Source organism: Proteiniphilum sp. X52, from assembly GCF_003712195.1.
Classification (GTDB): Bacteria; Bacteroidota; Bacteroidia; order Bacteroidales; family Dysgonomonadaceae; genus Proteiniphilum.
This window is the reverse complement of record NZ_RDSD01000004.1, coordinates 39,363-61,162: the sequence shown is the minus strand read 5'-3', so window position 1 is coordinate 61,162 and position 21,800 is coordinate 39,363. Positions and strand designations below refer to the sequence as shown.

Annotated in this window: 21 protein-coding genes and 1 tRNA gene; 17 read left to right on the top strand and 5 right to left on the bottom strand. The window is 44.6% G+C overall.

Annotation, left to right across the window (positions count from 1 at the left end):
• Nucleotides 1–29: 29 nt before the first annotated feature.
• The gene (locus D7D25_RS05140; RefSeq protein ID WP_122967898.1) at nt 30–836 is read right to left on the bottom strand and encodes a MotA/TolQ/ExbB proton channel family protein; all 807 of its coding nucleotides are present in this window, start codon (nt 834–836) and stop codon (nt 30–32) included.
• Nucleotides 837–1,593: 757 nt separating this feature from the next.
• Here D7D25_RS05140 and D7D25_RS05135 point away from each other — a divergent pair.
• The 3 genes from D7D25_RS05135 to D7D25_RS05125 all read left to right on the top strand — a co-directional run bounded on the left by D7D25_RS05135 (nt 1,594) and on the right by D7D25_RS05125 (nt 3,784).
• Nucleotides 1,594–2,754, top strand: a complete 1,161-nt coding sequence (locus D7D25_RS05135) for a TlpA disulfide reductase family protein (protein ID WP_122967897.1) — start codon at nt 1,594–1,596, stop codon at nt 2,752–2,754.
• Between the two features lie 141 nt (nt 2,755–2,895).
• Nucleotides 2,896–3,366: a transcription elongation factor GreA gene (gene greA, locus D7D25_RS05130; protein WP_122967896.1), complete on the top strand. Its 471-nt coding sequence runs from the start codon at nt 2,896–2,898 to the stop codon at nt 3,364–3,366.
• A 28-nt stretch (nt 3,367–3,394) separates the two neighbouring features.
• Nucleotides 3,395–3,784 (top strand): HIT family protein, encoded by a 390-nt coding sequence (locus D7D25_RS05125; protein WP_122967895.1) that lies wholly within the window; start codon nt 3,395–3,397, stop codon nt 3,782–3,784.
• 84 nt (nt 3,785–3,868) lie between these two features.
• Here D7D25_RS05125 and coaA read toward each other — a convergent pair whose 3' ends face one another.
• Together coaA and htpG are read right to left on the bottom strand one after the other, a co-directional pair.
• The gene (gene coaA, locus D7D25_RS05120) at nt 3,869–4,819 is read right to left on the bottom strand and encodes a type I pantothenate kinase (RefSeq protein WP_122967894.1); all 951 of its coding nucleotides are present in this window, start codon (nt 4,817–4,819) and stop codon (nt 3,869–3,871) included.
• Nucleotides 4,820–4,944: 125 nt separating this feature from the next.
• Nucleotides 4,945–6,840, bottom strand: a complete 1,896-nt coding sequence (htpG, locus tag D7D25_RS05115; RefSeq protein WP_122967893.1) for a molecular chaperone HtpG — start codon at nt 6,838–6,840, stop codon at nt 4,945–4,947.
• 623 nt (nt 6,841–7,463) lie between these two features.
• On the opposite strand from htpG, the gene D7D25_RS05110 reads away from it, so the two are divergent.
• Nucleotides 7,464–7,982 carry an RNA polymerase sigma factor gene (locus tag D7D25_RS05110; protein ID WP_122967892.1) on the top strand — a complete coding sequence of 173 codons (519 nt, stop codon included), beginning with the start codon at nt 7,464–7,466 and terminating at the stop codon, nt 7,980–7,982.
• A 128-nt stretch (nt 7,983–8,110) separates the two neighbouring features.
• A complete protein-coding gene (locus D7D25_RS05105; protein ID WP_370453831.1) occupies nt 8,111–9,073 on the top strand; it encodes a calcium/sodium antiporter in 963 nt (320 codons plus the stop codon).
• 80 nt (nt 9,074–9,153) lie between these two features.
• Here the strand turns inward: D7D25_RS05105 and lon are convergent, their stop codons facing one another.
• On the bottom strand, nt 9,154–11,607 hold the full coding sequence (gene lon, locus D7D25_RS05100) for an endopeptidase La (RefSeq protein ID WP_370453833.1): 2,454 nt from the start codon (nt 11,605–11,607) through the stop codon (nt 9,154–9,156).
• 123 nt (nt 11,608–11,730) lie between these two features.
• On the opposite strand from lon, the gene D7D25_RS05095 reads away from it, so the two are divergent.
• From D7D25_RS05095 to D7D25_RS05045, 11 genes are all read left to right on the top strand, one after another.
• Complete coding sequence (locus tag D7D25_RS05095; protein WP_122967891.1) at nt 11,731–12,447, top strand: tRNA1(Val) (adenine(37)-N6)-methyltransferase; 717 nt, start codon at nt 11,731–11,733, stop codon at nt 12,445–12,447.
• Nucleotides 12,448–12,617: 170 nt separating this feature from the next.
• A complete protein-coding gene (hpt, locus tag D7D25_RS05090; RefSeq protein ID WP_122967890.1) occupies nt 12,618–13,154 on the top strand; it encodes a hypoxanthine phosphoribosyltransferase in 537 nt (178 codons plus the stop codon).
• Nucleotides 13,155–13,366: 212 nt separating this feature from the next.
• Nucleotides 13,367–14,065, top strand: a complete 699-nt coding sequence (locus tag D7D25_RS05085; RefSeq protein WP_122967889.1) for an energy transducer TonB — start codon at nt 13,367–13,369, stop codon at nt 14,063–14,065.
• 86 nt (nt 14,066–14,151) lie between these two features.
• Nucleotides 14,152–15,117: a polyprenyl synthetase family protein gene (locus tag D7D25_RS05080; protein ID WP_370453832.1), complete on the top strand. Its 966-nt coding sequence runs from the start codon at nt 14,152–14,154 to the stop codon at nt 15,115–15,117.
• Between the two features lie 50 nt (nt 15,118–15,167).
• Nucleotides 15,168–15,863: a hypothetical protein gene (locus D7D25_RS05075; RefSeq protein ID WP_122967887.1), complete on the top strand. Its 696-nt coding sequence runs from the start codon at nt 15,168–15,170 to the stop codon at nt 15,861–15,863.
• Entirely contained in the window at nt 15,860–16,636 is a 777-nt protein-coding gene (locus D7D25_RS05070; RefSeq protein WP_122967886.1) for a TatD family hydrolase, read from the top strand. The genes D7D25_RS05075 and D7D25_RS05070 overlap by 4 nt, the downstream gene beginning before the upstream one ends.
• A 187-nt stretch (nt 16,637–16,823) precedes the next feature.
• Nucleotides 16,824–16,911, top strand: a tRNA-Ser gene (locus D7D25_RS05065).
• A 112-nt stretch (nt 16,912–17,023) separates the two neighbouring features.
• A complete protein-coding gene (locus tag D7D25_RS05060) occupies nt 17,024–17,818 on the top strand; it encodes a MotA/TolQ/ExbB proton channel family protein (RefSeq protein WP_122967975.1) in 795 nt (264 codons plus the stop codon).
• A gap of 5 nt (nt 17,819–17,823) precedes the next feature.
• Nucleotides 17,824–18,303, top strand: a complete 480-nt coding sequence (locus D7D25_RS05055) for a hypothetical protein (RefSeq protein ID WP_122967885.1) — start codon at nt 17,824–17,826, stop codon at nt 18,301–18,303.
• A 41-nt stretch (nt 18,304–18,344) separates the two neighbouring features.
• The gene (locus tag D7D25_RS05050; RefSeq protein ID WP_122967884.1) at nt 18,345–18,977 is read left to right on the top strand and encodes a biopolymer transporter ExbD; all 633 of its coding nucleotides are present in this window, start codon (nt 18,345–18,347) and stop codon (nt 18,975–18,977) included.
• 2 nt (nt 18,978–18,979) lie between these two features.
• Entirely contained in the window at nt 18,980–19,438 is a 459-nt protein-coding gene (locus tag D7D25_RS05045; RefSeq protein ID WP_122967883.1) for a biopolymer transporter ExbD, read from the top strand.
• A 91-nt stretch (nt 19,439–19,529) separates the two neighbouring features.
• On the opposite strand, the gene D7D25_RS05040 is transcribed toward D7D25_RS05045, so the two are convergent.
• Entirely contained in the window at nt 19,530–20,774 is a 1,245-nt protein-coding gene (locus D7D25_RS05040; protein WP_122967882.1) for an anaerobic sulfatase-maturation protein, read from the bottom strand.
• Between the two features lie 81 nt (nt 20,775–20,855).
• Here D7D25_RS05040 and D7D25_RS05035 point away from each other — a divergent pair, with 81 nt between their 5' ends.
• Complete coding sequence (locus D7D25_RS05035) at nt 20,856–21,269, top strand: DoxX family protein (protein WP_122967881.1); 414 nt, start codon at nt 20,856–20,858, stop codon at nt 21,267–21,269.
• Nucleotides 21,270–21,800: the final 531 nt, after the last annotated feature.

The following is a 21,800-nucleotide window of genomic DNA, read 5'->3' as shown; positions in this document are numbered from 1 at the left end:
TTTTTCTTTGATATGAATAAGTACCATAATTATTTCACAAGGCCGCCATGGCGTTTTACGAATGACTGTCCGATGGCAAATCCGATCTCATCGACGGCATTGGTCATTGTCTGGATTCTTCCGGAAAAATAGGTGTAGGTGATGATAGCCAAAGCACCGGTACCGATACCCAAAGCCGTGTTCATCAAGGCTTCCGAGATACCTACGGCCAAAGCGGTGGAGTCGGGCGCGCCTTCATGTCCCATGGCCGAGAAGGCCCGGATCATCCCCAGCACTGTGCCGAAAAGCCCGAATAATGTGCCCAAAGTAGAAATGGCTGCAATAATGTTCAGGTTCTTTTCAAGGTAGGGCAATTCCAGCGTAGTGGCTTCATCGACCTCTTTCTGGATCAGTTCGGCCTTATCGGCATTGGTGATGTTCGGAATGTCTTCCACATCTTTATAGCGTACCAAACCCTCCCTTACAATATTGGCTATAGAGCCTTTCTGTTCGTCGCAGAGTTTAGTCGCTTCGTTGATATCGCCTTCGTCTATTTTCCGTTTTACTTTCAAGACAAATCGTTCGTTCTTTTCTATACCGCTGGCCCTGTTCAATGCAAACAAACGTTCAATGGAAAGTGTTATAACCGTTAATAATAATGTGATAACTACTGGGATTACATATCCTCCCTGATAAAGGGTGCCGAAAACGTCGCCCGGCAGAGGATGACCTTTATCGTCGAAATGGCTTGGATGACCACATACACCGAAAAAGAAAATAGCTGCGAGAGCTAAACATCCGAGGATTATTAAACCGGCTGAAACTCCTTTACTTTTTGTTTGTTTTTTTGTCTCCATAATGCAATTTGATTTAGTTTTGTTTCAAATGTGAATTTAATTTATATTTAATAGTCTGATTATACTCCTCACTTGCGGATTGTATGATTTTAGTATAATTGGGAAATACCTCTTTTGGCGAGAGGTAATTTGCTTGCAATTACGCCATTTACGAGCTTGGAGTTTATGTAATTTTGTCGAGTATAGTGTCACAATAGAATGCAATGATAAGACTTTTTTATTTTTAGAGCAATGCTTTTTTTTTGTTGAAAATTCACAAAAAAACGCTGATAGGTTAGAGAGCGTTTTTTTTATTTATTTTTAACTATACGGTGGTATTTGTTGTCCTCTATCTACATTATTGTGCCTATTGCGTTTTATAAGGCGTTTTTAGTTTATTTTATTCAAGATTTTATTCAAGGTAAGTTGAGTAAGTGGACTCTTTAATGATTCAAACAATTATCAGATGTCTGAAGGTAATAAATATTCCAAACCTTCCTGTTTCAAAAGAAAATCATGTAAATTTGCAATTAGTTACAGGTTAATTCAATTCTATTGTTCTCAGCTACGCCGCTATTCGCTTAGCGTTATTCAGCTACGCTGTTATTCGGCTTTGCCGTTGTTCGCACTTCGCGCCTTGTTCACCACGTGTTATTTCCCGCCCCTTGCGGGATTATTTTCAAGCACCAATTGAGCAATGACCGAATACGAGCAACAACTGGACAACAATTGAACAACAACCGAATACGAATCACAATTGGATAATAACTAAATAGATATGAAGAAATTATTGGCTGGATTTTTGTCGCTCTTGTGGATGGGCACGGTGTTTTTTTCGTGTCAACAGGCAAAGACTTTTAAAGTGACAGGGAATATCGGATCTGCGGAAGGAGATACTTTATACCTGGAACATCGTGGACTCGCCGGGGTCAGGGTACTCGACTCGACGGTATTGAAAAATGACGGGGCGTTTGCTTTCAAGCAATCCGCTCCGGAAAATCCGGAATTCTATCAATTACGTATTGGGAAGCGGATTGCCGCTTTTGCCGTGGATTCCACAGAGACGCTCCGTATCAGCGCCAACACGTCGGATTGGTATGATTCTTTTACTGTGGAGGACTCGCCCACCAACGACCAGATGAAAGAGGTAGATCTCCTTACCAGATCGGCGGCTCGTAAGATTGACGAGTTGGAGAAGAACCACCAATCCGGATTAATTGATGAAATGGCTTTTATCGAACAACTGGATAGCGCGTTGCGGGACTATAAGAGAGAGGTGTCACGGTTGATCCTTGGAAATCCTGCCGGTGCGACGGCTTATTATGCGGTTTTCCAAAAAATAAAAAATTATCTGATTTTTGATCCCTATGACCGGCAGGATTATGCGATGTTCGGTGCCGTGGCCACTTCATGGAACCGTTATTATCCTGATACGGAAAGAACAAAACATCTGTACGAGTTTACTATGAATGCGCTGAAGACAAGGAGGCAGAAGGAACAACAGGCGAAGCTGTTAGAGAAGATACCGGTGGAAGAGGGGGCGGGTTTACCCGATATAGTCTTGTCAGGAGTGGACGGACGCAAAATGGCGTTGTCATCACTTGCCGGGAAGGTGGTATTGCTCGACTTTGTGGTGTATGGTGCCGATTTCTCTCCGAAGCACAATATGGACCTGAATACCCTATATGCCCGTTATCAATCGAGAGGGTTTGAAATATATCAGATATCGTTCGATTCGGATGAACATTTCTGGAAAACATCGGCCGCCAACCTCCCCTGGCTTACCGTCAGGGATCCGCGATCGGTTAACTCCACATTGTTAGCCACATATAATGTGCGGCAGATACCGACGGCATTCCTTGTGAACCGTGCGGGAGACATTGTGGCCCGGATCGAGAACTATGCCCAGTTGAGCGGCGAGTTGGATAAGGTGTTGTAAAACATACCTGAAAATTTTGCATAATTGGAATAAAGCATTACTTTTGTGAAAAGATGAACATGGAAAAAAGGGTTCCGGTCTTGTGGTAAAGGCCGGAATTCTTTTTCTTTACGTCGAGTTTAAAGTATAAAAAAAGAGACTATGGCTGTAACGTATATGACCGAAGAAGGTCTTCGGAAATTGAAAGAAGAACTGGTAGAGTTGGAATCTGTGCAGAGACCTGAGATATCTCGCCAGATTGCTGAGGCAAGAGACAAGGGCGACTTGTCGGAAAATGCGGAATATGACGCGGCGAAAGAGGCGCAAGGAATGCTGGAAGCGAAGATTTCCCAGTTGAAAAACCTTATCGCCAATGCCCGCCTTATCGATGAGAGTGCTATTGGTACGGATGAAGTGCAGATTATGAACAAGGTGACGATCAGGAATCTACAAACGAAAAAGTTGATGACCTATCTGCTCGTGTCGGAAAGCGAAGCTGATCTGAAGAGCGGTAAAATTGCGGTCAATACTCCCATCGCCCAGGGTTTAATGGGTAAGAAGGTAGGCGATATAGCCGAAATAAAAGTACCCTCAGGCACGATGACCTTTGAGGTGGTTGAGATATCGGTTTGATTTTTCACTTTTAAATTTTCACTAAAAGATGACTATTTTCAGCAAAATTATCGCGGGTGAGATCCCTTCTTACAAGATCGCCGAAAACGACCGGTTTTACGCCTTTCTCGATATCCGTCCGATGTCGAAAGGGCACACCTTGGTTATTCCCAAGCAGGAGATTGATTATCTCTTTGATCTGGACGATACCCTTTTGGGTGATATGGCTGTTTTTGCCAAAAAAGTGGCAAAGGCGATAGAGAACGCGGTTTCCTGTAAAAGGGTAGGGATGATGGCAATCGGCCTGGAAGTGCCTCACGCGCATATTCACCTGATTCCTATCCAAAAAGAGGGTGACATGAGCCTTGCCAATCCGAAATTGCAACTCTCGGCAGAGGAATTCGAGGAAATCGCGGAAAAGATCCGCGCGGCATTTTGATCTGAAGCGTGAATTTGCACTACAATGATATAAGATGGACTTCTGCGGGGGTTCATCTTTTTCGATTCTAATAGGTGGGTTGTTTTATATTTTCCTGATACGGACACCTCTGACAAAATGACATTCTCCCTTCTCAAGAATGAGGTCGGCCCGGAAACGGGTGGGAAGAATATTTTGCAGCAGATTGGGTAAGTTGATCTCATCCCATACCTGGTTGGCAAATCTAAGCAATTTTTTTTCCGAATAAGAGGCATATTGATGAAAATAGGAATCCGGGTCCCGAAAGGCAGTCTGTTGTAGTTTTTTAAATCGTTCGATATACCATTCCCGCAAATCTTTCTCGCTCGCGTCCACATAAATAGAGAAATCGAAGAAATCGGAGACAAAGACCCTCTTGCGTATTTTTTTGCCGGTGGAAACTTGCAGCACGTTGATCCCTTCCACGATAAGGATATCAGGCCGTTCAATGATTTGCGTCTCTCCCTTGATCACATCATAATAGAGGTGCGAATAGACCGGTATCTCCAATATGTCACGTCCCGATTTCACACTTGCCAGGAATGCCAACAATTGTTTGGCATCATAACTCTCGGGGAATCCTTTTTTGTTCAGCAGCCCCCGTTTCCGCAACTCATCATTGGAATAGAGGAATCCGTCGGTGGTGATCAATTCCACTTTTGGCTGCTCAGGCGTCATCGAGAGCAGTTTCTGTAATACCCGGGCAGTGGTGCTTTTACCGACTGCCACACTTCCGGCAATACCGATAATATAGGGGATCGGTTTGCTTTTATTGGAGAAAAACTGATCCCGCTCATTGTGCAGGTTGCGGTAGTGGGTGAGATGGATCTGGAGTAGCCGGATCAAAGGAATATAGATGTCTTCGACTTCTGCGATGGTAAGTGGCTCATTGAGTGCCTGCAGTTTGGTGAGATCAATATCGGAAACAGGAAACATAGGGTGTTCCTCCAACTTACTCCACTCCTCACGGGTGAAGGAACGAAAAGGGGAAAAGGTCACCTCGTAGGCTTTGTTCATTGCGCAACTTTTTGCTGCAAAGATAAAGTAAAAACCGGTAAACAGGAGTTGTTTGCCGGTTTTTTACTCGATTGATCTCTGACTATGCGGGACGGGGGAGACGAGATGAAATGGAGATAACTGAATTAAATCATTTCGAAACTTCTTTTCACGAAGTTATTCAATGCTTCCCCTTTGAGCATCCCGTTGGAGAGCAGGGCCAGATCGATCAACTGCTTTAAACGGTTGTCGGAAGCCACTTGTGCGATAAGCGCTTCCTTATCTTTATGCTCACTCTCATCGATAAGTGCTTTGACAAACGGATGCTGCACATTCAGTACGATCTGGTATGTGTCGGGCATCTCACCATAGAACGCCATTTGTTGCTGCATGGCAGCCATCTCTTTCATCCTTCTGGAGAATTCGTTTTGGGTGATTTGAATCGGCCGGGTAGTTTCTCCAAGCGCTTTGAAATCGACGCTGAATTCCGTTTTTTCCATCGCCGGGAGTTGTGATTTCACCGCCTCCGACACCTTTTCCTTCTGTGGGTCGGTCAATTCCACTTTCGTCGTCTCTTCTTTCTCGATGATATGTTCAATGGTGTCGCTGTCCACTCTCACAAACCGGGTCTTGTCGGATTTTTGTTCCAGAAGTCCCATCCAGTGAGTGTCGAGTTGTCCGTCCATCAGAAGCACATCATAACCCTTCTCTTTCGCCGCCTCGATGTGGGTGTATTGCTCCTGTCTGTCGTTGGCATAGAGGTGGACAAGGCTTCCATTCTTGTCGGTTTGTGCCGACTCGATGAGCGTTTTGTATTCTTCCGGAGTGAAATATTTGCCCTCCATATTTTTCAACAAGGCAAATTTGAGCGCTCTGTCACAGAATTTTTCGTCGGAAAGCATTCCGTATTCAATGAACAGTTTCAGACTGTCCCACTTCTCTTCATACCGGGCACGCTCTTTTTTGAACAGTTCTTCCAGCTTATCGGCCACTTTTTTGGTGATGTGGTTCGATATTTTCTTCACGTTTTGGTCGCTTTGCAGATAGGAGCGGGAGACGTTCAGCGGGATATCGGGCGAATCGATTACACCGTGCAGCAATGTGAGAAATTCAGGCACTATGCCTTCCACTGAGTCGGTCACAAAAACCTGGTTGCTGTAAAGCTGTATCTTATTGCGTTGCAGATCGAGGTTGTTCTTTATTTTCGGGAAATAGAGGATACCGGTGAGATGGAAAGGATAATCCACGTTCAAATGGATCCAGAACATGGGCTCGTCGCTTATGGAGAATGGATATAGCTCGCGGTAGAATTTCAGGTAATCTTCCTCTTTTAATCCCGCCGGCTTCTGTCGCCATAGCGGATTGGTGTCATTGACAACATTATCTTCCTCCGTAGCCACGTATTTACCCTCTTTCCATTCCTGTTTCTTTCCGAAAACGATCGGCACGGCAAGGAATCTGCAATATTTTTTGAGTAATGATTCAATCTTATCCTTTTCTAAAAATTCCTTGTTGTCTTCATCTATATGGAGAATGATATCGGTACCACGATCTTCCTTGGCAGTCTCTTCCATGGTGAATTCAGGCGTGCCGTCGCAAGACCATTTCACGGCTGGTGTATCCTCTTTATAAGATTTGGTGATAATCTCCACTTTTTTGGATACCATAAAGGAAGAGTAGAATCCTAAACCGAAATGGCCGATAATGGCGTTTGCATTTTCTTTGTATTTATCCAGAAAATCGTTGGCCGAGGAGAGTGCTATCTGATTGATGTACTTATCCACCTCTTCGGCGGTCATCCCGACACCTCGGTCGGATACGGTAAGCGTTTTATTCTTCTTGTCAATCGAGACATGTACCGATAAATCTCCCAGCTCACCTTTAAAATCACCCACATCGGCTAAGGTTTTCATTTTCTGTGTGGCATCCACCGCATTCGATACGATCTCACGGATAAAAATCTCATGATCGCTGTAGAGAAACTTCTTGATAATGGGGAAAATATTGTCAGTTGTTACCCCTATCTGTCCTTTTTGTATCATATGTATTGTAAATTAAAAATTAAGAATTAAAAATTAAGAATTAAGAGTGAAGAATTAAGAATTAAAAATTAGCTCTTCCCTCTTCATTCTTCATTCTTCACTTTTCATTCTTCATTCTTCACTTTTCACTCTTCATTCTTCACTTTTCACTCTTCATTCTTCACTTTTCATTCTTCATTCTTCACTTTTCACTCTTCATTCTTCACTTTTCACTCTTCATTCTTCAATGCAAATTGTATGCCATAAAGTCCGATTGTCAGGATCCGGGAATGGTAATTTTCTTTCTTTCCCGATAATTAACCGGTTGTGTTAAACCGGGCGATTAACATATGGAATAGTTGTTTGTCATCTCAAAAAATTGCCGGTCTAAAAAATCCACGCCTTCAATTTTATTGTAATCATTTATTCAATGATTTAAGATATAAATTTTTTTTATCAGTTATCGAGGGTTTGAGGTGTATTTTTTTGATGTTTATTTGTCTGTTTATCAGCATATTTTTGACAATTCTTTATTTGTTAACACTAATTAATCGTTTTTGGGTGCATAAAAGGAGTGTTTTTAAATATATCTCTTTATATTTGCAAGGACAACGATCAATTAACACAACTAAAGCACATCGCTTATGAAAACAAAGATTTCTTTCGAAAAACAGTTATTAGGACTACAGGACAACATGTTCAATTTCGCATTGACATTGACAGCCGACAGGGAAGAAGCTAAAGATCTGTTGCAGGAAACAACTCTCCGCGTACTGGATAACAAGGAGAAGTATTATGAGAATGTCAATTTTAAAGGATGGGTTTTCACCATCATGCATAATATTTTCGTGAATAATTATCGTAAGATCGTCCGCAGCCAGACTATCATTGACAAGACAGAGAATCTGTATCATCTGAATTTACCGCAGGATTCCGGTTTTGACACGCCTAACGGAGCTTATACGATCAAAGAGATCAACAAGGCGATCAATAGTTTTACCGATGAATATAAGGTGCCTTTTTCAATGCACGTGTCGGGATATAAATATGAAGAGATAGCAAAACATCTTGGATTGCCGATCGGTACTGTAAAGAGCAGGATATTTTTTGCCAGGAAACGGCTTCAGGAGTTACTCAAGGATTTCAGATTTTATGCTGAATAATCTTGGAAGAATAAAGAGTAAGTAACAAACACCCCTTTTTCACAAAGGGGTTTTTTTATGGGTCGCTACAATATTTACGGGATGAGAGAACGATATCTGTATCCCAATTGAGGAAAAGACAGGGTGAGATGATGGAGATTGTTGGGTTGTTGATTTCGCTGGTTATTTTGTATTTTAGTGCGGAAGGTTTGGTTTCCGGAGCGTCGTCGTTGGCGAAGCGTGTCGGAATCAGTCCGTTGGTGATCGGGCTGACCATTGTTTCAGTAGGCACCAGCGCGCCGGAATTGGTGGTGAGCATAAAAGCAGCTTTGCACGGGCAAAGCGCGCTTTCAATTGGAAATGTATTGGGTTCGAATTTTTTCAATATAGGTCTTATTCTTGGACTGGCAGCCATAATTTACCCGTTGGCGGTAAAGAGGCAGTTGCTGAAACTGGATGTGCCGGTGATGATATTGACAACGTTGTTGTTTTTTCTGTTTTTTCTCGATTCCGTAATTTCGAGGGTTGAGGCCTTCATCTTTATTGTGATGCTTGTCTCCTATATGGCATATCTTTTGGTTTCTTCAAAAAAGAAAAATATGAAAACACAGGATAGCGACAGTGAAAAAGAGACACATTTGGAGGAAGGGATACGTTTAAATAAACACTGGACCTTGGATATTTTGTTGATTGGAGTGGGGTTGCTGGGTTTGGTATATGGTTCCGACCTGCTGGTTGAGAACGCGGTGATTATTGCGGCGCGGCTGGGAATGTCGGAATCAATGATAGGGCTTACTATTGTGGCGGCAGGAACCAGTATGCCGGAGTTGGCCACCTCGGTGGTGGCGGCCGTCAAAAAGCGGGCAGACATAGCGATAGGGAATGTGGTGGGGTCGAACATCCTCAATATTCTGTTAATTCTGGGTGTGGCGGGGTTCATCCAGCCGATCAGCGCGCCCGATATCAATTATATCGACAGCCTCTTTGTGATTGGGATCAGCCTGTTATTATGGATCTTTATGAAACGAGGCATCCGCATCACCCGATGGCAGGGAGTGGCGTTTCTCCTGTTCTATCTGGTTTACTTTTCCTTCAAGCTCTCCCCGGTGTGAGAGATGAAAAACAGCGTATCCGAAGAGGCCTCCATGCCAATGGGATACGCTGATGTCATCAAAAAATTGAAAATCGCGATTTACTTTTGAGATTTCTCCTGTATGATTGAAAAGTTTTTCGGCTGATCCACCTTCTCGTTCATAAGCGCCAAATCCAGCACTTCTTTCACGTCACTTACGTAGTGAAAGATGAGTCCTTCCACATATCGCGGATTGATCTCATCGATATCTTTCTTATTCTCCTTGCAAAGGACAATCTCTTTGATACCCGCCCGTTTGGCGGCCAGTATCTTTTCGCGGATCCCGCCAACGGGGAGCACCTTCCCTCGTAGGGTGATCTCGCCGGTCATGGCCAGGTTGGGTCGTACCTTCCGTTGTGTATAGGCGGACGCCAGTGAAGTGATCATTGTGATACCTGCCGAAGGTCCGTCTTTGGGCATGGCACCTTCCGGTACGTGGATATGAGTATTCCAGGTTTCAAAAATTTCCGGATCAATATTCAAATCCTGGGCATGTGAATGTATATATTCCATGGCAAGCATGGCCGATTCTTTCATCACATCACCCAGATTTCCGGTAAGGGTAAGCTTGGAGCCTTTTCCCCTGCTGAGTGAGCTTTCCACAAAAAGGATCTCGCCACCTACGGCAGTCCATGCCAATCCGGTGACTACCCCGGCGTACTGGTTGCCCTGATAGCTGTCCCTGCTGTATTCTTCAACACCTAAATACTCTTTCAGATCGGATATCCTGAGCGTTCTCGGATAAGGTTCTTCCGCCGCAATTCTTCGAGCTACTTTCCGCATGATCTTGGCGATTTTCTTGTTCAGTTCACGTACACCCGACTCTCTTGTGTAATTTTCAATAATCTTCTGCAAGGCAGACTTGGAGATGGAGAAAGCACCTTTCTTGATACCGTGGTTCTGAAGTTCTTTGGGTATAAGATGGCGATGGGCGATCTCGATTTTCTCTTCCGTGATATAGCCACCCACGTTGATTAACTCCATTCGGTCGAGCAGCGGTTGAGGGACGGAGTTCAGGTTGTTTGCGGTGGCAATGAAAAGTACTTTCGACAGATCATAATCGATCGAGAGATAGTTGTCGTGAAATGCGGAATTCTGTTCCGGATCCAGTACTTCGAGCAATGCCGAGGAGGGATCGCCCCGGAAATCATTCCCTATCTTGTCCACTTCATCCAGTACGAAAACAGGATTGGATGAGCCGGCTTTCTGTATGTTTTGTATGATCCTGCCCGGGATAGCGCCGATATAGGTGCGGCGGTGTCCGCGGATCTCGGCTTCATCATGCAGCCCGCCGAGCGAAACACGCACGTATTTGCGGTTGAGCGCCTCGGCAACGGATTTGCCCAATGAGGTCTTTCCTACACCCGGAGGGCCATAAAGGCAGAGGATGGGAGATTTCAGGTCGCCTTTGAGTTTCAGCACGGCCAGGTGTTCAATGATACGCTCCTTTACTTTTTCCATGCCGAAGTGGTCTTTGTCGAGCACCTTTTGGGCATTCTTCAAATTGAAATTGTCTTTGGTATACACTCCCCACGGTAGCTCGAGAATGGTCTGAAGGTATCCGAACTGTACCGAATAGTCCGGTGACTGCGGGTTCAATCGCTCCAACTTCTGCACCTCTTTCTCGAATGTTTTCGCCACCTCGTCGCTCCATTTTTTCTCTTTTGCTTTTTTCCTGAATTCGTCAATCTCTATCTGTTGGGTATTTCCTCCCAGTTCTTCCTGGATGGTTTTAATCTGCTGCTGGAGAAAATATTCTTTCTGTTGTTGATTCAAATCTTCCCGGGTTTTCATCTGGATATTCATTTTTAGCTCCAGCACCTGGGACTCGCGGTTCAGGATCATCAGCAGGCGATAGGCTTGCTCTTTCTCGTCGTTGATGCTAAGCAGTTCCTGCTTTTCATGTCCTTCGATGGGCAGGTTGGTGCCACTATAGCTGATCAGCATATCGGAGAACGATTCACTGTTAAGGGTCTGTATCAACTCCCGGGGAGGTTCACCCAGCATGTGAAGCATATGGAGCAGGGAATCCCGGATAGAATCCAGGATTGCCTTGAATTCTTTGTCATCTTTTGATGCCCTCACATATTCCCTCAGCTTGAAGGTTGCCCTCATATAGGGTTCGGTCTGTGTGATCTGTTGCCACTCGAACCGTTTCCTTGCCTGTACGATGATACTGAGATTATTATCTCCCAATTCAATGACACGGATCACTTCGGCAATCACACCGACAGGATAAAGATCACCTTCTTGTGGATCGTCGATAGCAGCATCTTTCTGACATACCAATCCGATGTACTTTTGTTTCTTGCCAAGCGATCTGATCAGATCCAGCGATTTTTTCCGACCTACCGATATGGGCAGGGTGCTTCCCGGGAAAACAATTGTGTTCCGTAAGGGAAGGAGGGGAAGGGTCTCTTCCAGCTGGGATTCGTCGATCTCCTGGTTCCCGTCGACGAAGTCACTGGTAATAAAAGATATTACATTTGTCTCGGGATACTCCTCAGGGGCCATATGTTTTTTGAATGGATTCATCATTGTATTTGTTTCTGTTATCAGAACAGAAAAATGTTTACTTTTGTTTTTGGTTTTCTATTGAATGATAGTGATCAAAATCCGTGCCAAAGTTGGAGAGATATGAGTAATCCTTATTTCCGGTTCAAGCAATTCACGGTCTTTCACGATCAATGTGCGATGAAAGTCGGAACAGATGGCGTGCTGCTTGGCGCGTGGGCCGGCGTGGATAACGCGGCAGAAGTGCTGGACGTGGGAACAGGCACCGGACTCATTGCGTTGATGGTGGCACAACGCAATCCGCAGGCAAAGGTGATGGCTATTGATGTGGATGAACAAGCGGTGGAGCAGGCGAAAGAGAACATAGGGAATTCCCCTTTTTCTGACAGAATTGATGTGGAATTGGTGGCTTTCCGGCAGTTTGCCCAAGATAGTCCGAAACGTTTCGATCTGATTGTTTCCAATCCACCTTATTTTTCCGATTCTCTTTTGCCGCCGGAGAAAGGACGGGCAAGAGCAAGACATTCCGTTTCGCTTACATTGGATGATTTGTTGCTTTCCGCCCGGCGCTGCCTTAAAAACCGCGGAACACTCTCCCTTATCCTCCCTTACGGCAAGGGGGATGAGTTGGACTGCTTGTGTGAAAAACATAGGTTTTACATGAAACGGAAAACCATTGTATATCCTTTGCCGGATACCGAACCGAAACGGCTCCTGGTTGAGTTGACGATGCGACCGGCTGATCATACAGAAATAAGTTCGCTCATCATTGAAAACAGCCGGCATCGATACACTGAAGGTTTTTCCGACTTGGTAAGCAGTTTTTATATTCACCTCTGACATCTTTGTCAGGTTTTCCTCGAAAATTTTTTCAGACAATTGCATTGGATCGGTTGATTTCCCGGACCGGTTATCCGGGAATTATCCATGATAAATACTGAAAAAGCTATTTTCATTTTTGTAAAATCATAAAAAGTAGTAATTTTGACGCTTTAAAAAAATCCGGAATAGTGAAAGAAGTCATAACCATCAAGGATAAACAGTTTGAATTGTTTATTGAACAAGAGATCATTGAACAGGGAATAAAACGGATTGCCGAACGTATAAACTCCGACCTGGGAGGAAAAGATCCGATCTTTCTGGCTGTGCTCAACGGTGCTTTTATGTTTGCCGGAGAGTTAATGAAGCAGGTCTCCATCCCCAGTGAGATCACTTTTGTGCGTCTTGCCTCCTATCATGGAACCTCTACCACAAACAAGATCCAAGAAGTGCTAGGCCTGAATGAAAGCATCCAAGGCCGTAATGTGGTGGTTGTGGAAGATATTGTAGATAGCGGGAATACCATGGTGGCGCTCAAAAAGGAGTTGGAGAAATATAATCCATTGGAGGTGAAGGTGGCTACTTTGCTGTTTAAACCTGCCGCGTTGCGGCAGAAGCTTCATATCGATTATGTGGCATTGGAAATTCCCAATGACTTTATTGTCGGTTACGGGCTGGATTATGATGGATACGGCAGAAACCTGAAAGATATTTATAAAGTAAAATAAACGCTTTTCGTTAAACCTTGGCCCGATTATAGTGTCTTATTTTTAAAGATGATGCCGGCAGGGGAGCGAAAACTGTGATAATCGCATAAAAGAAATTAAAAAGTTCTTTTTTTCGGATTTTTCTTTATAAATTGCGCTACGGAATAAAAAAATAGCTATTTTTGTATTTAAACAGAGTGATAAAAACAAGCAGTAGATAAAAAAGATTCACAATGAACAAAGATGAAGTAAAAAAATCGCCGAAAGCGAATCTGGAAAGACATCGAGGCACATATATCCTGATGGGTATGGTGCTTGGTGTTTCCCTCCTTTTCTTCGCTTTTGAATGGTCGACCGAAACCCGAAAACTGGATGAGACTGTCCTTGTTCAGGATGTTTTGGCCGAAGAGGAAATCGAGATCACTCGTCATGAACCGCCTCCACCACCTCCTCCACCACCACCAGAACCGCAAGCTCCCGAGATCATCGAGGTGGTAGACGATAAAGTGGAAACCAGAATGGAGATCAAGGTTGAAGACGACCAGACCAAGCGACAGACCGATGTGTATATTCCACCCCCACCACCTAAACCGAAACAGGAAGAGGTGACCGAAGAGATTTTCGTAGTGGTGGAAGAACAGCCGGAATTCCCCGGTGGGAACGCAGCCATGATGAAGTTCCTGAGTGATAATATCAGGTATCCGGTCATCGCGCAGGAAAATGGTATCTCCGGACGTGTAATCTGTAACTTCGTGGTTGAGAGAGATGGCAGCATCACCGACGTGCAGGTGGTGCGCGGCGTAGACCCGTCACTCGACAGGGAGGCTATCCGTGTAATCCAGCAGATGCCCAAATGGAAGCCCGGAAAACAACGCGGCTCCGCGGTGCGTGTTCGATTTACACTGCCTGTGGTATTCCGCTTACAGAATTAAATGATTATAAAAGGTGAAGGTGAAGAAGCTGCTTTTGAATCCCAAGAGCAGCTTTTTTACTTAAGTCAATCGCGATGATGCATAAAATATCTGTTTTCGAGAAACTGATCGATAAGGCGGCCAGGGAGGTGTTGAAAGATTGTCAACCCCGCACACTTTTCGCTCCCGCCGAATATATATTGTCGATGGGAGGAAAGCGGCTCAGACCCCTATTGACATTGATGGCAGCGGACCTTTTCGGGAAAAATGCCGAAGAGGTCATAGATCCCGCGTTGGCCGTGGAAATATTCCATAATTTCTCCCTTGTGCATGACGATTTGATGGACAATGCCGATTTGAGGCGCGGATATCCGACTGTGCACAAAAAATGGAATGAAAACAGTGCGATCCTCTCAGGTGACGCTTTGGTGATAGAAGCTTATAAATATATCGCCAAAGTTCCTGCCGGTGTGCTTCCCGACATTTTGGAGCTGTTCACAACCACAGCCATGGAGATATGCAAGGGACAACAATACGATATGGATTTTGAACAGCGTCTCGATGTGACAGAAGAGGAATATGTCGAGATGATACGCCTGAAAACGGCGGTACTCATCGCTTGTGCCTTGAAAATCGGCGCCATCATAGCCGGAGCCCCGGCTGAGGATGCCGATTTGCTTTATGAATTCGGGATCAATATGGGGCTGGCATTTCAGTTAAAGGACGACCTGCTGGATGTATATGGCAATCCCAAGACCTTTGGAAAGAAAATAGGGGGAGATATCTTATGCAATAAAAAAACCTTCCTGCTCATCAGGGCGTTGAAGAATGCGAACGATAGGCAGAGGGAGGAGTTGGACAGATGGTTGACAGCCACCGAATATGATCCCGACGAAAAAATCAAGTTTGTTAAAAATATTTATGATGAATTAAATTTGAAATTTGCCGTTGAAAATCTTATCGAAAAGTATTATCTTGCGTCGCTTGATTATCTCTCATCCATCAATATTGCCGATGATCATAAAGGGGATCTGATCACTTTGGCGGAAAATCTGATGTACAGAGAGAAGTGATAAAAAAGAAAAAAGAAGAGGCTTATCGATGAAGCATAGCCGTTAGTCACATGCCCTACCGCAGATTACCAAATACAGACAGTGCCCGTATCAGGGCCTTGAGATCGGCAGTTGAAAAAGCGGCCGATACTGATTTTCAGGAACTCTCGTTCTCCGCGGGAACTCTTGACGAGGCTAGGAGTGTATTGACCCATTTCGAACATTTGTTGGCCCGCTACCAGCAGTTGTACGACACACAGGTGAAAGCCGGGAAATCCTTCGCCGGGAAGACGAAAAATGCCCGTATGTATATTTCCCATTTTATACAGGTGCTATATATGTGTGTGATGCGCTCCGAGATTAAGGAAGCACAGCTGTCTCTGTATGGATTGGAAGAAACCAATATGGTTGTTCCCGATTTGACCTCTAACGAGCAACTATTGGAATGGGGCCAAAGAATCATTGACGGGGAGCACCAACGTACCATACAGGGTGGAGTCCCCATCTATAACCCCTCCATTGCCAAGGTGAAGGTCATGTTCACCCTTTTTAAAGAAGGATACCAGACCCAGAAACTGCATCGGAAGGCCACGGCCCGCGTCTTGGAGGAGGTGGCCGCCTACCGGGAAAAAGTGGATAAGATTATTTTTGAGATATGGGAAGAGGTGGAAAAACACAACAGTGGTTTACCTCCCGAAAAACGGCTTGCCCGTAATAGGGAGTATGGTATCGTTTATTACTATAGAAAAGGGGAAATCGCGGAATGAACCTCATTGACACGCACGCTCATCTGTTTGTCGAAGAATTTAAGGATGATCTTTCTGAAGTGGTGATTCGCGCGAAAGAGGCGGGGGTAGAGAAAGTATTGCTGCCCAATATCGATGAAACCTCTATCGTGCCTCTCAAGCAATGCGTGTTGGATTACCCCGGCTTTTTTTATCCGATGATGGGACTTCATCCCACCAGTGTGGCCGGAAACTGGGAAAAGCAGCTGGATGTTATTTACCGGGAATTAAACTCCGGAGATTATACAGCCGTGGGAGAGATAGGGATCGATCTCTATTGGGATACTTCGCTGCGGGAAGTTCAGACACATGCCTTTGAAGAACAGTTGAAGTGGAGCATTGAGAAAGATTTGCCTGTCTCCATCCATTTCAGGAATGCGACCGAGGAGGTGATACGAAGCATTCGAAGGGTGGGAGCCTCATCATTGAAAGGTGTGTTTCACAGTTTTGGAGGTGGAAAAGCAGAGTTGGAAGCCATATTGGAGTTGGACAATTTCCTGATAGGGATCAATGGAGTGGTGAGTTTCAGGAACTCCGGTTTGTCTGAAACGCTGAAACATTGTCCTTCCAACCGGGTGGTACTCGAAACCGACTCTCCTTATCTGGCACCAGTCCCTTACAGGGGAAAGAGAAACGAGCCAGCCTACCTGTCGCGTGTTATTACCCAACTGGCCGGTATATGGAATGAGAGTCAGGAGTCAGTCGCACGCATCACCAGCCGGAATGCCCGTAAATTGTTCAAATTGGGCGAATAAACGGGCGCTCATATATCAACCTGAGGTGGGAAAAAGGTTTTTTATTAAAATTATTGGGATAGAAGTGGTATATATTTGATAAATTCTGTAATTTTGTTTCCTGAATGGAGCGGGAATGAAATATTTTTTGTAATTTGCACCCGTTTTCAGAAAAATCTCTTTCAGAAGAGATCTCCATTCTCTTTAGGGAGAGATGCTCGAGTGGTTGAAGAGGCACGCCTGGAAAGCGTGTATACGCCAAAAGTGTATCGCGGGTTCGAATCCCGCTCTCTCCGCTCCCCAATAAAAGAAAAAAGTCATTATAAATATAAGGATAGACAGAAAAACTGGAATTTAAATATTAAAAACAAACAAGTAAAGATCATTAATCAAAAAATTGAACACACAATGAAAAAGTTATTTGCAATTTTAGCGATCTTCGGAATGATGTCCGTGGGATTGTCATCGGTTCTTTTGGCGCAAGATACTGCTGGAGAGACAGAACAAGTTGCCGCAACTTCGGTTGAGACAACACAGGCTGCCGTTCAGGAAACATCAGGAGGGTTTCATCAGGCGCTGAAAGTGAAATTTATTGAGGGTGGCGCCAGTTTTATGAGTACAATTGCCATCGCTTTGATTTTGGGATTGGCTTTTTGTCTCGAAAGAATCATTTATCTGAGTTTGGCTGACGTGGATCCGGATCCGTTTCTGAATAAAGTCGGCGATGCGCTCGACAGGGGTGACGTGGAAGCCGCAAAAGACATAGCCCGTAATACCAGAGGCCCTGTTGCTTCGATTGTTTATCAGGGATTGCTCCGTCTGGACCAGGGACCCGATGCCGTGGAACGCTCCATTGTTTCTTACGGTGGTGTACAAGCGGGCCTGCTCGAAAGAAACTTCTCATGGATCACTCTCTTTATCGCGATTGCCCCCTCTCTCGGATTCTTGGGAACGGTAGTGGGTATGGTACGGGCATTCGATGATATCCAGAGAGCGGGGGATATGAGTCCGACGATCGTTGCCGGCGGTATGAAAGTAGCTTTGATCACCACTGTGGGTGGTTTGATCGTGGCCCTTATCCTTCAGGTAATTTATAACTTCATCCTTTCCAAGATGGAAGGTATCCTTGGCAAAATGGAAGATGCTTCCATCACTTTCCTGGATCAGGTAATCAAATATAACGTTAAATACAAAAACTTGTAATAACTATGGCTGTAACGAAAATACACAGAACTTCCAGAACGGTTCTCCTGATTGGGATTGTCATCTCACTCGTGGTGTTGGGACTGTTTTATCTGGGAGGTCAGGTACCGGCGCATCAAAAAATTGCCGCCGATATGAGCCAGCCTAAGTTTACGGATATAGTATTGTACTGGGCTTATGTGCTCCTGGCGGTTACGCTAATTGTGCTTCTATTGTTTGCTATCGTGGCCTTCTTCAAACAGATGAAAGAGAGCCCCAAGAAAGCGATGGGGGGACTTCTGATCCTTGTGGGACTGGCTGCGTTGCTGATAGTCACCTATGTGATCGGTGACGGCACATTGCTGAACATCCCCGGCTATGATGGAAATGATAATAGGCCTCCAACGCTGAAAATGACAGACATGTGGCTCTACAGCGCATATTTCATGTTTACCATGACAATATTGGCAATGGTTATTTTGCCACTGTTCAAAAAGAGAAAATAATCGACTCGTTGAAGAGATCAAATTAAAGAAAGGTAAATTTTATGGCAAAATCTCAAAGAAAGGTTCCGGCACTTAACGCGAGTTCAATGGCTGACATTTCTTTCCTGTTGCTGACCTTCTTCCTGCTTGTTTCGAATATGGACGTCGATTCCGGATTGGCGCGCCGGCTTCCGCCGCCACCACAGACAGAAGATCAGACCTCGGTAAACGTGCAACGCAGAAATCTGCTGATTGTTTTGGTAAATGCGCAAAATGAGACCATGGTGCAGAACCAGCAAGGAGTGGAGATGTACGCTAATGAGGATGAGTTGAGGGGTGTGGGAGGAAAGCCCGCATTGAAAGATAAGGTGAAAGAGTTTGTTTTGAATACGTCTAACAGTTCCGATTTGCCCGAACTGGAGGAACAGGATTTCGGGAACCCGATAGGTGTTGTGCCCGTTACCGCTTCTCATGTGGTTTCCATTCAGAACGACGCCACGACCAGTTATAAGGCATACATCGCCGTGCAGAACGAAGTGGTGAGGGCATACAATGAGTTGAGAGAAGAGGGAGCCAGGAAATATTTCAATACCTCTTACGGAGAGTTGACGGAAGAACAGAAGAACCAAATCAACGAACTCTATCCTCAACGTATCTCTGAGGCGGAACCAAAAAATTATGGAGGAGGAGAATAATTATGGGAAAATTCAATAAGAGTGGAAAGAAGCAAATGCCGGGTTTAAACTCATCTTCTATGCCTGATATTGTATTTGCTATTCTTTTCTTCTTTATGGTTACGACCACTATGCGTTCGGAAGAATTACTGGTTAGGGTGAAAGTGCCTACCGCATCGGAAGTACAGAAGTTAGAAAAGAAGTCACTGGTGACCTATATTAATATTGGTCCTCCGCTGGATATGAGACTGGGTACCGGTACACAGATGCAGTTGAACGACAGGTTCGCTCATGTGACTGAGATTCAGGATTATATTGCTCAGGAGAAAGCCAGTATGAATGAAGCGGATCAACCGTTAATGACTGTTTCCATCAAAGCGGACGAAGATACGCGGATGCAGTATATCACAGAAGTGAAGCAGGCGTTGAGACAGGCTTATGCATTAAAGATCAGTTATTCCGCCCGCACGGGAGAGAATTAATGACTGAAAAGAATATTTTAAAAAACCGGATCATTTCAAGTGATCCGGTTTTTTCACATTCCACCTTTTCACCTTCCCCTTTTCCATGTTCCTACCTTCCCGCTTTTGCGTCTCTATGCCGTGCCCATTCCATCACGTTGGCGGGTGGGCGTTTTGCCAGCAGCTCACCTTTCATGAAATCCATATAGGGGGCCACATGCGATAAAAACTTGTAATATCCTTTACAAAGGTAGTTTAACCCTTCATTACCGTATTTATCCTTCATGAACCTGTTCTTGGGGCACTCGCCATGACAGGCAAAAAGCATGTCACATTCACGGCATTGTCGCGGAAGCTTGTCGAATTTGTCATTTCCGAAATTCAGTTGTTCTTCCGAATACATCATCGAAGTGAGTGTTCTACTGTAAATGTTTCCCAACTTATATTCCGGAAAAACGAAATGATCGCATGAATAGACATCCCCGTTGAATTCCATTACCCCCGCATGCCCGCATGTCTTGGCCATGGTGCATACGCCCGGTTGCTCTCCTACCCAGTTGGCAAGTGTGGAGTCGAATAGCTGAATAAACACTTTGCCCACATCCTGCTTAACCCATTCATCAAAAATGGCGCAGAGGAAATCACCCCATTTTTCAGCATCCACAGTGAAAGGAGCCAGTTCCACCTCTTCCTCTTTTTCTTGTGCTGTGGCCAGTTTCATTTCACGATTATTCTTCCGTAAACGCTCTACGATAGGTGTGAACTGTACAAATTGACATCCTATTTCTTTGAAAAACCGGTAAAACTCCAAAGGATAATCTACATTATAATCATTGACTACCGCCATGCAGTTAAACTCCACACCCTGTTTCTGAAGGAGTTGTATCCCCTTCATCACGCGGTGAAATGAAGGCCTCCCCATTTTATCGCGGCGGTATTCATCATGGAAGTCCTGTGGCCCGTCGATCGATATTCCCACCAGGAAATTATTCTCTTTGAAGAAAGCGCACCATTCGTCGTTGAGTAATGTGCCGTTGGTTTGAATGGAGTTATCGATCTGCCGTCCGCCCGCATATTTTTTTTGTAACTCTACCGCTTTTTTATAGAACGAGAGGGGCCGCATCAGCGTTTCACCACCATGCCATGTGAACATTACCTGGGGCATGGTCTGCGATTCGATATATTGTTGAATAAACCGTTCGAGAAGCTCTTCGCTCATTACTTGGTTCTTCCTGCCGTATAGGACAGCCTTTTCCAGATAGTAACAGTAATCGCAATCGAGATTACACTTCGAGCCTACTGGCTTGAGCATTACGTACATCGGTTTGGCAAAGGGCGCAAAAGTCGACATATTGATATTATTTATAAAGCAAAGATAAACAATTCATAAGATTAGGAGGTTTAAAGAGAGAAATTTTGGATTCTAATAAAAAATCATATGAAGAAAGAAGATTTATCACAGTGGGGTTGGTTCATATTAAGGGTAGGTATAGGTTTATCGATTTTTCTACATGGTTTTCCCAAAATTACCGGTGGAACGGAGATGTGGACAGCTATAGGCGGTAGTATGGGAATATTCGGCATTCATTTTGCCCCCACTTTTTGGGGATTTTTAGCGGCCGTGGCTGAATCGGTTGGTGGACTTCTTTTTGCCCTTGGACTATTCTTCCGTCCGGCTGCCATTATGCTTGGCGTGACGATGATAGTTGCTTTGGCTACTCATCTGGCTGCGGGTGACGATTTTATGCGATTCGGGCATGCCCTTGATCTGCTGATTGTGTTTGTCGCGTCAATTCTGATCGGTGCCGGTAAATATTCTTTTGACGCGAAATTTTTGCCCAAAATCGCGTAGAAAAGAAGTGGCACCGGTCGTTCGCATCCCCGCGCACGCTCCGCCATTGCCAGAGCGGCGGACTTGTATTCCGCTTCGGCACCATTTTTAACCATCTCGTATCGGGATTTCGCTGCCGCGGCTTGTGCAATTGCTGCCTGAAAGAAATGAAAATTGCCTTTTCGGGTATTTGATCGCGATAGGACATGAAAAAAGGGTAAGCTTACTATATCGCGCCGCTACAACCAAATACCCTTGCTTCGATCAAGACCTGGGGGATTCAATGGGAGCTGGCCGTATAGGACTTACCCGACCACAAAGATAAGGCTTTTTTTTGAGTTGCAAAATGGTGGGACTGATTTTTACCGTTCAGTCCCCTTTTTTATTTTTAAAGAAGATGGGATGCATCTCGACAATTTTTAGAGAGTAAACTCTCACCATTGCTCTCGATTTTTCATATCTTTGCAGAATATAAGATGCGTCTCGGGCAAGCTCAAGCAAGCTTGTCTTGCCTCTCGACTTTCATTATATTTGTAGAATATAAGATGCGTC